This is a genomic window from Caballeronia sp. SL1002 (genome assembly GCF_057814995.1).
In genome coordinates this window covers 34,216-48,117 of sequence record NZ_JBYMUW010000003.1, presented here as the reverse complement: position 1 = coordinate 48,117, position 13,902 = coordinate 34,216, and the positions used below count along the sequence as shown (strand labels likewise).

Sequence of the window (13,902 nt, the reverse complement as noted above, 5' to 3'; positions counted from 1 at the left end):
CGCGCAGGAGCGATGCCGCAGCCGATACGCCGGACTGCGGCACCGACACCGCGCGGTTCAACGCGCGGTCCTGCTACTGCGAAGCGCAAGTAAAGCTAGACGCGAGATTGACATCGCCCGAACCGTTGAAGCGCGGAAAGGTCGGGTATTCGCAGAGCGGCCGTGTACGACCCGGCACGCCCGCGGTATCTGCGACCGTTTGCGGCGGCGGGGCCACACCCTTCTCGACCCAATTCTCAAGCGTCGTCAGCGAATCCCAGGACGCATTGAAGATGCTGCTGACCGCGTGCCCATAACCCGGAATTTCGTAATAACGCACGAAATTAGCAACCGTCGAAACACCCATCGTCTGTTGCAGACGGCGGTAATACTGCTCCGTCGATTGCGTGCTCACCAATGCATCCGCCATGCCGTGGGCCATCAGAATCTTGCCGCCCTTTGCATTGAATGCGGACAAGTCCGTCTTGTTCACATCCTGTTCAGCCGTCAGCGCACTGATTCTTGCCTGGTACACGCCCGGGTTCTCCGGATCGACTGCGAGCGAGTTGACGCTTGGGTCGCGTGCCACGAAGTAACGAATCCACTGGTCCCAGAAAACGCTGAAGTAAGGCGCGGTCGCCGGCATCGGATTGACAGGCTGCAACTTGTTCAACGCCAGCGAGACGACCGTGGGCTGCAGCAACGACGCATTCACGATGCCCAAATCCGCGCCCCACACGTTGAAGCCCGGATACTGCGTCTCACCGCTGGCGAGCGGATAGCTGAACGTGATTGGCGTCGAATAGACTTTCAGCGCGGCGATCTGCGGATCCGACAGACACGTGTCGCCCGTATCCGCGCCGTTCGCGCATCGCAGCGGCGTGCCGTTGAGCGTCGCGGTTGCCGGGTCGAAGCTTGCGTTGCAGGCCGCCACGTCGCTGATGAGACCATCGGCGACGCCATCGAGAAGATCGCACGCGCCCATGGCGGTGTCGAGCAGAACCTTCCGCTTCGCCTGATCCAGATAGGCGTCGGGCAACGCAAGCGCGCGCGTGATGCGGCCGAACTGCAAATCGAGACTTGCCGCGTTCCATGCCGGATACAGCACGATCGAGCCGTCCCAATCCTGCGGCCAGCGCTGAACGACGGCTAACGCTTCGCGCCCGCCCGACGATCCGCCCGCAAAGTAGGCCCGCTTGGGCTTGTCTACCGCATAGCGCTTACCGATCAGGTAGAACGCGGCGTCACGGGTCTTCTTGAGGGCATCGCCGGAGAAGTTGGAGACGGCTTCGTCGTTCGTGCCGAACGAACCGTCCTGGCTGCCTAGCGTACCGGCCTGATGACCGGAGTCGCTGGCGAGGACTGCATAGCCCCGCGCAAGTGGCGCGGGTTGGGCCGTCGGGCCTGCCGGGACGTTGCCGGTCACGGCTGGGACCGTGCCGTCGTATCCGCCACCGCCGAACATCATCGCCTTGCTGTTCCATTGCGTCGGCATCGCGAGGCGGAAGTTGATCTTTGGCGCAGTCTGATCGACTGGCGCAATCGATCCGCTCACGAGGCAGTACTCGGGCGTCGCCGTCACGCCCGCGCCCGAAGCCGGGACGGTCGCGGCGCTTACGACCGTCGCCCCTGTGGTTGGCAAGCCGATCGCATTCGAAGGAACGCTCATCCCTGCGAGTTGCGAGCAACTGAGCGGCGCAGCCGATGGCGAGTCGTCTCCGCCATGACAGGCCGCGAGCGCCAACGCGGCAAACGGTGCAGCGGCTATCGCCGCGTTGACCAACCTGACGTAGTGAGTTCTGCGGAATGCGACTGGCATATCTCCCTCCTCCTGGTTCTTGGACCGCTGTCGTAACAGCGCTTCGCTTCGTGCGGCGCCTTCTTTCGTGCCGGTAAGAATCTTGACGGCGCGGCAAGGGAAGTCAAGCGGGGCATATACCGACCTGCTCTTGTGTTGGCCGCCGCGTCCGTCTCGACTGGCGGGCAGGCTTTAATCGATGGACAACAATGCCGACGAGTGACGCCTCCTTTCACTCACGGGGTCCTAAGGGGGTGCGATGCTCTCTGGGTTCTGTCTACGAGGCGCGTTCGATTACGCCGCGCCCGGAATCGTCCGCTTTGCGATGCGCTTAAATCAATCGCTCAGCAGGCGAGCGGACATCGAAACGGGCGAGCGCAAGTTCACGCTGAGCGCCGCCGTTTATCGAGTTCCTATCCCGAGCTTCGATCAAAGGCGCTCGCTTCCGGGCTTCCTCGCCGCTACTCAATACCGGTCTGCTTGGCGAGAAAGCCACCAATGAAGAGGCCTTACCCCGGCCGTTTGTCGCGAAGTGCTCGGCCCAATGAAACGGACCAGCCCAAGGGAGGCGCGCGTGTTGTCGGACGTCCGCTAACAATTAAAAACTTGGCTTTGAATCGGCGCGCCGGAGACCAATTAATCGAGCAGAAGGCGCGACATCGCCTTTTGCCGCCGACACTTTTAGCATTTACTCTGTCTTTTCAGAGGTTGCATCGGTTCGGTCATCGGACGTACGATGTGATCAACAGTACTCATCTGCGGGTTTGCAGCAAAGTTGAGAAATGTTGATGCGTCGGCGCACGGTCGGCTTGCCCATGACCATGGCTCGCTTCGGCGCGGACACGCGCGACGGCGGCGAATACGGCTTGTAAATAGAACGGGACGAGGGCTTGGTCGCTCGTCGGCGGCCGAATCACAAGTGCTCCGTGCCTGGGATTATCCAAGACGTTTCGAGCAAGGAGGCATCAGTCACAAATGCGCCAGCAAACCCTCCCCGAATTCCTTGCTTCGGATTCCTATTCGTGCATTAGGAATCGGGATTATTAGGATCATGAGCGTTTCAGCAAAGACGAGGATGTTCGAGGACCGCTTACACGGACTCCAACCACGTCCTTCCCGCCAATCGACCGTTGAAAGACCGCTTCGTAAGACCACGGTTGGCATGCGACTACACATCGGAGACTAGCCATGGGAACACGTTTTTTTCGCTTCGGGCTTTTGGCATTGGTGATCTTTCTGTCGGGATGTGGGGGCGACAGCACCAGTCCTTCGGTTGCGACGACGCCGTCCGCCGGTATGTGCCCTGCTAGCCAAGACGATATCGACTTGGCCTAGCCACTCGAATGCAAGCGCTGCAAGAAGGCCTACTAACATGTTCATTGGAGACACAGATGAGTCGCAAATCATCGGCTAGCAGGATCGTTGCTCGCACTGAAACCGATATACGCACACGAAGGTCGGTTCTTAAAAGCAGTCTAGCCTTGGCGCTCCTTCCGGTCTTGCGTGCGGGACAGGTGTTCGGACAAACGACACCCGCATCGCCAATCAACTACAGCACAACGGTTCCGGATTGGGTGCCCACGCTGAAAAGCAATCTACTGGCAATGGCAAATACGCTCGAATGCACGGTGTTGCCGTGGACTGGCCCAAGCCTTAACGCTACGCCCGAGCAGTTCGGTTATACGCTCTCCAGTACACCGAGCCAGACCGCGAAATGCATACAGGCTGCAATCGACACTGTCAGCGGTAAAGGCGGCGGGACGGTGAGCCTGTCGCATGGCGATTATCTTTCTGGGACGATTATTCTGAAAGATAACGTTCGGCTTTCTATTGACGACGGCGCACGCCTATTGGGAAGCACCAATCAAAGCGATTACCCCAGACTGGTGCCCATTACTCAAACCGAAATGGACACCTATTATCAGCAATTTTATTCATTGATTTACGCCGAAAGGGCTACTAATATCGCGATCACGGGCGGCGGCATAATAGATGGCCAAGGTGAGGACTATCCACGCAAAAACAACGAGTTTGGCACGACATTTCGCCCGTTCGTCATGCGGATAATCGAATGCGACAAAATCCATGTCACTGGCGTTACGTTGCTAAACTCGCCAGCATGGATGCACCTCTACTTTGCCTGCAGCAATCTTCTGGTTGAAAAAATCACGGTTTCCAATATCGCGAACATCAATAACGACGGGATCGATATTGATGGTTGTCAGTCGGTCGTCGTGCGAGATTGTGTATTCAATAGCGAAGACGACGGAATATGCTTCAAGGGCTCCGCTGGAAGGTTGATGCAAAACGTCCTTGTGAAGAACTGCCAGTCCTATAGCAGTACAAACGCACTCAAAATTGGAACAGACACTCAGGGGTCGTTCAATAATTTCCTCATTTATAACTGCATCCTCGGCGGCCCGACGACGGATCGCACCATGCTTTACACAGAGTTGGGAATTAACACCAATCCGCTCCGCGTAAAAGGCGGCGTCTCTTGGGAAAGTACCGATGGCGGCACTGTCTCAAACATCCTCGTCTCGAAGTGTACGATTAACAATTCCACCAGTCCGCTGTTTCTGGGTTTAGGTGATCGATTCCGCCTGATGCCAGGTCAGGCGGTGCCTCCTGTAGGATCCATTCATCACATTGTGTTCGACCATATCTCCGGGGAAAACAACGGACCTAATGGTTCCTGGTTCTCAGGCATGGTAGACAAACCTATTACTGACGTCGTGCTCAGCAATATCAACCTCGGCGTCAATGCGTACACGGGAGAAACGCCGACCGCCGACTCCATTGGTGAAATCGGTACCGGATATCCCGATCCGGGTGCGAATCCGCGTCCGGCCTACGGATTGTGGGGGCGCCATATCACCAACCTCACCATTTCGAATTGCGATTGGAAAGTCACCGGCACCGACAAACGTCCCATGATCCAGATCGAAGCGACTTGAACCTAATAACTTGAGTTCGTGCAATATCGGGCGCGCCTTTTCAACCGCCATGAACCTGATCAACGCATTCAATGCGGATGCAGAGAACCGATCAGTTCCGACAAGCCGAGCCATAAGATCTGCATCCCGATGCAAAAGATGGCGAAAGCGAACAGCCGCATGGCGACCTGCGTGCCCGACGGTCCGAGCAGCTTCTGAATGTGGCCGGCGAATCGCAGGCACAGGTAAATGCAGATGCAAATCAGGCCAAGCGCGAGACCGACACCGATAAAGTGGACGGGCTGCAGGCCTTCGCGCGGCGATCCGGTACCAAGCGCAATCGCCACTGAAATCGCGCCAGGCCCGACGGTGACCGGCAAGGTCAGCGGGTAGAACGACTTCGCGCGTAGCGATTCGTGCCGCGAAGCGATGGCGTCCGGCTTCGCGTCGGTGCTGTCGTCGACGGGTGACTGAAGCAGATTCCAGCCCGCCATCGCGATAATCACGCCGCCGGCCACGCGTAACACCGGGATGGAAATGCCGAGAAAAGACAAAAGGTAAGCGCCAACCGACAACGACGCCAGCAGGATCACGAAACTGTTGATCGCAACCCGGCGAGCCATTTCCGCGCGATCCTCGGCCGAGGCGTGAGGCACGAGGCTCAGCGTCGTGAACGCCGCCGCTGGCGGATTGATGATCGGAAATAGCGCCGCGATGATCACCAGGACGGTTCGGGTCAACTCGTGGAGCATGGTTCGCATCCCGTGGAGAGCAAGTGCGTCAATGGTTGAACCAGCGGCGCGTGACGCGCCGGCGGCCGGGTCTCGCGGCATTGCAAGGCTTCAGGAAGACTCCCGAACTCTGGCGGCCGGATCGGCCGTTCCGAGCTTTATAGGTCAAAATCGTCCGCGCAGACAAGCCCTTTACGCCTTCAACGGGGGTCCAAGAAACTCGACCCCCCACTTCGCGCCAAAATCTCGCAAAGCATCGGGTCCAGGCTCACGATTCGCCATCATGCTACGAAGTTCCATGAAGAAAGCGACCGCATCGAGTCCCGGCGTGATCAGCACCAGCATGCGCGACGTCTTTCTATCGATGTTGGTGAAACAGTGCGTGCTGCCCGCAGGCCCCACCACGGTTTCTCCCTCGCTTGCAATAGTGCGTTGCCCATTCACCTCGAACAGGTATTGCCCGGTCAGCACATGGAAGATTTCGGTTTCCCGTTCGTGCCGGTGCATTGGCGGCCCGTATCCGGGCGCATCGGAAGTTTCGATGAGTGTCGCTCTGTTTCCGGTCGCTGTCGGGGCGATGCGCACCTGAACGTTGACGCCGATCGTGGGTATGTCGATGGTGTTGAAATTCAATTGCATGACGTTATGTCTTGAGGTTGTTTATCCGATGGACGGTGTGTAGGTGTCGAACCGCAGGGTCAACTCGACGCGACTAAATTTTTTTCGCACATCCAGGCGCGCACAATTTCGCCAATGACATCGCTATTAGCATCAGCCATCAGAGCGTGACTGTTTCCAGCAATCCCGCGTGAAGGCAAATCGATCCATTGGGCATCCACGCCGGCGGCGACGAGTGCCTGATACCAACGTCGCACCTTGGGCACTGATTCGACCCAGAAAGGATGCTTATCCAGGTAGTCGCCCCAAACGAAAAGATGTGGAACACCGCTTAAGATTGCTGGATCGCAACTATCCGGATTCGGCGCGCCGGACGGCTCGAGCGAGATTACGGCCTTGATGCGATTCGGCGCGTGCAGCGCGGCGTTGAGCCCAAAATTGCCGCCTTGACTGTGAGTCAGCACGATGCTGCTTTCGAGGCTGCCAACGAGTGCGTCGTATGCGTGCTGAGTGAGCGCATCGTTGCCGCCCCAGCGCGGAACGAACTGGTTCATGAAAACTTCCATCCGCTCGACGGGAAAACGAAGTCCTTCATGAAGGCGACGTCGCGCAGGATCGGCATGCCAGGAACCGGCCGGACCGAAGCGGAATGTTTCCTCCCACGCTTCGCGTCCCGTGCGGAAATACGGCGCGTCCGCGTAGACGTCGGGATACGGAGCCCACGACGCCCGGCCTCGCTCGACCGCGTCGGACACGAACACGTCGAAGCCCGCGCGAAGAAAAAACATCTGCCATCCGGCGCGGCCGTCGGGTGTCGTTTCCCAGTTGACGCCGCTCATGCCTCCGCCGTGCCACAGTAAAGGAGGATGCGGACTGCGAGGCGCCGCGAGCTTGACGTACTGCACATACATCTGCCCGGCGATCATCTCTCCATTGGGATCGATGGGATGAACCGCGCCGTGGGTCGTGCTGACACGCAATCTCGGCGCCAAGCCGGTTACCGAAACCAGGTGGCCGCCGATATGAAAGCTCCCGATATCGCGCACCTGTAGCGGCGCGGCGTTCATGCCGTTCCGCTTGACGGAGTAACCAGAGGCGGGCCTAAAAAATCGACGCCCCAGCGCGCGCTGAACGCCTGCTTCGCCTCATCGTCGAGCCTTCCGCCCTTCATTGCCGCACCCAGTTCAGAGAAGAACGCAAGGGCGTCGAAGCCAGGAAGGATCATCACCAGTTGCTTCGATGGATCGCTGTCGATATTCACGAAGCGATGCGGCACGTTGCCATTCGCCACGACGGTGTCGCCCGCCGTCGCTTCGAAGCGCTTGCCATCGACCTCGAAAAGATAGCGCCCCTGCAAGATGTAAAAGATCTCGGCCTCGCGATGCTTGTGCAGCGGCGGCCCGAAGCCCGGCGCGTTTGTCGTCTCGATCAGTTCGAGGCCGCTGCCCGCGAAATCTTGCGGCGTGCGGACACTTAGCTCCAGGCCGATCTCGGGAATGGCGACGCACCGATCGTTTGCAAGCGCCGAGCTAGCGCTCTCGGTCAATTTGAAATTCATATTCATGGTGGTGTTTCAAAAAAGGTTGCGAAAAATGCACCGGGCAAGCCGATCGCCGCCGATGCGCGCTTCACGAAGCGGAATCAGAACAGGTGATTCACGCGTAAGATGCCTTCGTTCGAGCTGTAGCCGCTGCCAAACTGGCCGCCATACTCCAGCTTGATCTCCGTGCTTTTGGAGACGCTGAGGTTCATGTCCAGCTTGACCTTCGCCAGTGCCGACGGCGCCGACGACTCCGCCGTGAACGGCGCCACGCCCGGCGCGCTGCCGACGAACTGCGCGCTCGAATCCCAGTGATTCCGGTTGTGGAAGATCGCGCCGGCCGCAACGTCCGGCCGCAAGACCATGCCGTTCGCGAACGTCCAGCGGCCGCCGACCTCGAACATCGGCGATGCGGACAGCGTCGTGGCACTCGACCCCTCGACCGCTAGGTCGAGCGCACCCGCGCCCTGCTCCGTGAATCCGCCCGAATGGAAGTGGACGACGTGCAAGTCCAGATAAGGCTTCATGTACCAGTCGTTCATCGGGATCGTGTATGCAACGCGCGAGTGCAAGCCGGCCTCATAGCTGTTGAAGTCGCCCTTCGCCTGTGCGGCATAACCGGGCAACGAGACGTTTCGCGTGGAGTCGTACCAGCCGTAGCCTGCATCCGCGCCTCCGGAAATCGTCCAGTTGCCGATCTCCTTCTTGAGCACGACGCCGACTTGCGGGCCGTGTCCGTTCACGTCGCCGACGCCGTCCGAGCCATCGAGGTTCGACGTGTCGTAGCCGACGCTGCCGCCGACGAACCAGCCATCGCCAATCGCGTGCTGGCCGCCAAACTGCATCGCATACGTATCCGCCGAATAGCCGATCGTGCCTGCGCTGTCCGCGCTCGTGTGGTTATCGATGACGCGTCCCCACACGCAGTCGCGCTCGTGCATCATCGCGTCGGCCGGGCCGTCGAACGACGGGCAGCTGTACATACGCTCGACGAACGCGTGGCTCGCGGCAAGGCTCGCGGTTCCTACGGCTTGTTGCGTTTCGTTGCCCAGCCGGTTGAGTGCTGCGTTGTACGACGCGTGGTTCGCAACGCCGTTCGCTAACTGCGCGAAGGCTGTCCCGAGCGCATCGGCGTTCGCGCCTGCGTCGAAATTGGCCTGCAGGTGGGTCGCGACCGCTTGCGCGTTCGCGCTCAAACCCTCCGCGTTCGCAACGAAACTCGCATGCGGCGTGACGTAGAGCGACTGGCTCCCGGGCGGCGCGTCAGGCGTCTTGCCGGTCGCCAGCGTGTATTTGACGAGGTAGGGATTGCTCATCTGCAATTGCGAGGCATCGAGCGCGCCTTTCACGTCGATCACGTCGAGCGTGCTGTTCGTAAGACGCGCCGGGCGCATCACAAGCTGGCCAGCGAGCGTCGCGTTTCCCGCCACGACGAGCCGATCGCTCGTGCCCGCGACATGATCGCCGTCGATCACGATGTTGCCCGTCGCGCCCTGCTGCAGATCACCCGTCACAAGCGTGACCGCGCCGGGCGCGCTCCTGCCGCCGACATCGAGTGTCCCGTTGTTGCGCGTGAGCGCCGCCGCGACCGTCGAACCCGTATTCAGCGTGCCGCCCGGATCGTTCACCACCAGTCCTTCGCCGCCGTCGTTCTCGAGATTGATGGTGCCATCGATCACGCCGGTTGCGCCGTTATGCACAAGCGTCTCGCCGTTGTAACTGAAGACCGCCGAGCCGTTGACACCGGCCGTCGAGGTGATGAGGCCGTTGTTGTTGACCGCGTTGAGCGGCGTCGTGCCATCGATGCTCAGCAGGCCTTCGAAGACCTGAATAGCCGCCGCCGTGCCGTCGCCGCCGTGGTAGAAATCCTGCCCGCCGGACACCGTCGCGCCCTGATTGACGTTGACGACAATCTGCGATCCATTCAGGGCCGCGCCGCCCGACTGCGAGCTTTGCGCGTAAATTCCGGGCGACGCCGCGCCCGTTGCGCTGACCGTGCCGCTCACGTTCACGTTGACGGACCCGCCATTGCCCGAGCCTCCAAACGATCCCGCATACAAGCCTTGCGCGTATTCGCTCGCGCCCGCCGTGAAGTAGCCGCCTCCGCCGCCCACGCTCTGCGCGATGATCGCCGGTGCGTTGGCGCCGCTCGTCTGCACGCTTGATCCGGCGCCGACTGTCACCGCGACCGTACCGCCGTTGCCGCTGCCCGGATGGTTGTTGGCGGCGTAATAACTCAGATGCTCTTGCGACAAGCCCGTGTCGCCCGCGATCCCGCCACCGCCGCCCACACTTTGCGCGAAAATGCCGACCGCGCCCTGCCCGCCGGTGTCGATGCTGCTGCCGCTGTTCGTGTTCACGCTCACGTCGCCGCCATTGCCGCGCATCGCAGCGGTGTTCATGAAACCGCCCGGGCCGCCCGAAATTTCGCCGCCGAGCACGATCCCGCCGCCCCCGCCCACGCTTTGCGCGAGCACGCCGTATGAGTTGCGCCCTTTTGTCGTGATCGTGCCGCTGTTGTTGACGTTGGCCGCGCCGCCGGAGCCATTGCTGCCATCATCGCCAGTACCGCCGAAGACGACGTTCAGCTCGAACGTGCCATTGTTCTTGATCGGGTCCGCATTGGCGCCGCCGCCCGCGTTGTCCTCGGCGTCGGTCGAGGCCGCCTTCACGATGCCGCCGCCACCGGCGATGCTTTGCGCGATGATCCCGCTCGCGTCGTGGCTTTCTGTGAGAATGCTCGCGCCCGCGTTATTGTTGACGGTGACCGTGCCGCCCAGGACTGTCGCGGCATCCGCGCTCTTGCCGATTTGGTCGCCGCCGATGTTGATGCCCTTGTTGCTGACATTGAGCCCTTGCAGCGCGCCGTTGCGCCCGCCCGCGACGCCGCCCATCCCGCCGCCACCGCCGATGCTCTGCGCCACGATGCCGTTCGCCATCGAGCCGATCGTGATGATGCTGGCGTTCGTGTCGTTGGTGACCGTCACGTTCGATCCGCTGCCCGCCGCGCCGCCCGAGCCGCCCACCGCAACCGGTGCGCTGACGCTGTCCTGATCGACGTTGAGCGAGCCCGAGCTTGTCGCCGCGCCGCCCTTGCCGCCGCCTCCGCCGATCGATTGCGCAAGAATGCCGTCGGACATAACGCCGATCGTGCCGATGCTGCCGGTGTTGCCGACCTGCACGATGCCACCGTTGCCCGCCGTGCCACCCGAGCCGCCGATCGCGATGTTGGTCTTGATCGACGTGGAGTTGGTGTCGTCGCCCGCGTCGCCCTGGTCTTCGCCGAGATTGCCGAGATCGCTGGCGTCGTCTTCCGGGCTCGAACCGAGACGGCCTGAGGTCACGGTGGCGGCAGACGTATCGAGAAGTTGACCGGCGAGCGCGCTCAACGCGGCGACGCTCGTGTATTGGCTGCCGATGCCGCCGTCCTTAAAGGCGTTGGCGAGCGCGTCGAGCGTCGGATTGGTGGCGCTGCTGCCGTTGCCGCCGTCGCCGGTGGACTTCTTGCTGCCGAGGCTCGTCGCGGCTTTCCCGCCCATGCCGCCCCCGCCGCCGATGCTCTGCGCGACAATCGCCGAGGCGTCCGCCCCGAACGTGACGATCGAGCCGCTGTTGCTCGCCTGCACCGACGTCGTTGGATTGTTCGACGCATCCACGACGGTCGCCGAGCCGCCGGCGCCGCCCGAGCCGCCGATGCTCACGGTCGCGCTGAAATCGCCCTTGCTCGTGCCCGCCGCGCCGCCCGCGCGTCCGCCGCCGCCGCCCACGGCCTGCGCGATGATGCCCGACGCGCCGTCACCGAGTGTGAGAAGCGCGCCGCTGTTGCTCGCCTGCACGAGGCCCAGCGCGTTGCCGCCTTTACCGCTATTGCCGCCGATTGGAATGCTCGCCGAGATGTTCGTGCCGTCGCCGCTCGCCTTCGCCTGTGCATCGCCGCTGCCGCCGTTGCCGCCGCCACCGCCGATCGACTGGGCCAGGATGCCGTCCGCCGATTCACCCGTCGTGACGATCAGGCCTGCGTTGGCGGCGTTGACCGCGTTGGCGTCGCCGCCCGATTTACCCTTGCCGCCGATCGCCACCGATGAATCGATGTTGAGTTCGCTGCCGGTCGTGCTCGACGTGGCCGACGAGTCCCCGCCCGCACCGCCGCCCCCGCCGATGCTTTGAGCGATCATGCCGATGCCCGCCGCGCCGCTCGTCGCGATGAGGCCCGCGTTCGTAATCTGCGCGGTACTGCCGTCGCCGCCCGAGCCGCCCGAGCCGCCGATCGCGGCTGTTAGCGAGAGCGACGGCGTGTCGTCGGGCGCATAGGTCTTGGATGTCGCAACCGATGCCGCGCCCAACCCGCCCCCGCCCCCGATACTCTGCGCCACGATCCCGAAACTGTCTGATCCGCTCGTGCGAATCGTGCCCGTGTTGGTCTGGGTCGATCCGTCGACAAAGCCGACCCACGCCGCCGAGCCGCCTGCGGCGCCGTCACCGCCAACCGATTCCTGCGCGCCGAATACGCCGTTGGTGTCGTTGCTGAAGGCCGCGCCGCCCTTGCCGCCGCCGCCGCCGATCGACTGCAGTTCCATGCCCGACGCATGCTGTCCGCTCGTGACAATGTTCCCGCTGTTGTAGGCCTGCACGGTCCATCCGTTGCCGCCCGCGGCTCCGCTGCCGCCAATCACCAGATTGAGTTCCGCGCCTTGGCCGCTCTTCGCATCGCCGCCGTTGCCACCGCCTCCGCCGATGCTCTGCGCTTGAATCCCCGCCGACGACCGCCCGCTCGTCGTGATGGTCTGGCTCGAATTGATCGTCACGCTTGCACCTGAACCGGCGTAAGCGCCCGCGCCGCCGACCGCCATCCAGCCGTTGGAATCGCCGCCGTTGCCTCCGCCCCCGCCGATGCTCTGGGCGAGCACGCCGGGTGAATCGGTGGTGCTGGTGGTGATGCTGCCGCTGCCTCCAACGAGCACGTTGCCCCCGTTGCCGCCGAACGCGCCTTCTCCACCAGACGCGCCGAAGCCGCCGCCCTTGCCGCCGTTCGCGCCCGCGCCGCCGAGGGACTGCGCGAGAATGCCAGGCGAATGCGATGCGCCTGCCGTCGATAAGGCGCCATCGTTGGTCACCGTAACCGAACCCGCGTTGCCGCTCTGCCCAGCGATCCCGCCATTGTCCACGCCGCCCCCCGCACCGCCAGCGCCGCCGATTCCGCCAAGCGACTGCGCCCAGACCGCGGGCGTCATCGGGTTCGTGCCGGTTCCGGCCTGCGTCGCGACGCTGCCCGACTGAACTGTCACGACGACATTTCCGCCTGGCGCGCCCGCGCCGCCCGTGCCGCCCTGGCCGCCCGCCTGAGCCGTTCCGGTCGAGCCGCCCGCGCCACCGTCGCCGCCCGCGCTGACCGCCCAGATGCCCGCGCCCTGATCGCTCGGATAGGTCCCCCCGACGCGCCCATTTGCAAATCCGACGATCGACGTGCCCGTCGTGACCGTGACGTTCCCGCCCGGCGCGTCCGAATCCGCGCCATCGACGCCGAACTTGCTGAAGCTGGTCACGTGCGGATTGCCGGTGCCGCCATTGCCGCCGACGGACGCCGCATAAATGCCGGAGCCAAAGCCCATGACCGCGGCCGTGGCACCTGTCAACGGGACGACCTGGTTCGGATTAGCCATGTCCTCGACCGTCACGTCGCCCGCGCTGCCGCCGATCTGCGATGTACCTTGTGTGCCGCCCGTGCTCGGCACGCCCCCGCCGCCGCCCGCGCCGCCCTGCGAAACGACGGATATCGCGGGCGCCTGTCCTGCGGCGCCGAGATTGGCCGGGCCGGTCATCATCGCCTGCACCTGCGCGCCTGATGTAATAGTGAGCCCCACGCTGCCGCCAGCGCCCGCCGTGCCGCCGTCGCCGCCGTTCAGATTGAGTGAGGGCACGACCGTGCTGCTGCCGCCGCTCGCATCGCTGCCGGTCCCGCCCGTACCGCCGATACTCAGCATGCCAATCGCGGAAGGCTCGTTACCTCCGCTTCCGACGCTCCAAAATACCGTCGGCGACAACTCGCTGAAGGTGGCCAATAGCGCAGTTGCCGAGCCTGCGCCCGTGCCCGGATTGCCGCTATTATCGAAACCGCTCTTCGGTCCGGGTGTGCCCGGAGATCCCGCGGCGCCGATGGTGCAGACATTTGCCGAAAGCCCCGCGCACGGATTGCCGCTTGTCTGTGCGTGCGCGCCAAGCATCAAGCCGCCCGCCGATGCGCCGAGGGCCAAGTGGATCAATTGGACGAGACGACGGCGCGCGAAGCGCGGCGTGCCATCG

General features: G+C 62.8%; 7 protein-coding genes. 1 reads left to right on the top strand and 6 read right to left on the bottom strand.

Annotation, left to right across the window (positions count from 1 at the left end):
* Positions 1 to 73: 73 nt before the first annotated feature.
* On the bottom strand, positions 74 to 1,798 hold the full coding sequence (locus AC3D25_RS17645) for a tannase/feruloyl esterase family alpha/beta hydrolase (protein WP_488889767.1): 1,725 nt from the start codon (positions 1,796 to 1,798) through the stop codon (positions 74 to 76).
* A gap of 1,460 nt (positions 1,799 to 3,258) precedes the next feature.
* On the opposite strand from AC3D25_RS17645, the gene AC3D25_RS17640 reads away from it, so the two are divergent.
* Positions 3,259 to 4,734 (top strand): glycoside hydrolase family 28 protein, encoded by a 1,476-nt coding sequence (locus tag AC3D25_RS17640; protein ID WP_488889766.1) that lies wholly within the window; start codon positions 3,259 to 3,261, stop codon positions 4,732 to 4,734.
* 68 nt (positions 4,735 to 4,802) lie between these two features.
* Here AC3D25_RS17640 and AC3D25_RS17635 read toward each other — a convergent pair whose 3' ends face one another.
* The 5 genes from AC3D25_RS17635 to AC3D25_RS17615 form a co-directional block, all read right to left on the bottom strand.
* Positions 4,803 to 5,465 carry a MarC family protein gene (locus AC3D25_RS17635; RefSeq protein ID WP_488889765.1) on the bottom strand — a complete coding sequence of 221 codons (663 nt, stop codon included), beginning with the start codon at positions 5,463 to 5,465 and terminating at the stop codon, positions 4,803 to 4,805.
* Between the two features lie 171 nt (positions 5,466 to 5,636).
* A complete protein-coding gene (locus AC3D25_RS17630) occupies positions 5,637 to 6,083 on the bottom strand; it encodes a cupin domain-containing protein (RefSeq protein WP_488889764.1) in 447 nt (148 codons plus the stop codon).
* A 59-nt stretch (positions 6,084 to 6,142) separates the two neighbouring features.
* Positions 6,143 to 7,129 carry an alpha/beta hydrolase gene (locus AC3D25_RS17625; protein WP_488889763.1) on the bottom strand — a complete coding sequence of 329 codons (987 nt, stop codon included), beginning with the start codon at positions 7,127 to 7,129 and terminating at the stop codon, positions 6,143 to 6,145.
* On the bottom strand, positions 7,126 to 7,626 hold the full coding sequence (locus AC3D25_RS17620) for a cupin domain-containing protein (protein WP_488889762.1): 501 nt from the start codon (positions 7,624 to 7,626) through the stop codon (positions 7,126 to 7,128). The genes AC3D25_RS17625 and AC3D25_RS17620 overlap by 4 nt, the downstream gene beginning before the upstream one ends.
* A 77-nt stretch (positions 7,627 to 7,703) precedes the next feature.
* Positions 7,704 to 13,862, bottom strand: coding sequence for a hypothetical protein (locus AC3D25_RS17615; RefSeq protein ID WP_488889761.1), 6,159 nt, complete (start codon positions 13,860 to 13,862; stop codon positions 7,704 to 7,706).
* Positions 13,863 to 13,902: the final 40 nt, after the last annotated feature.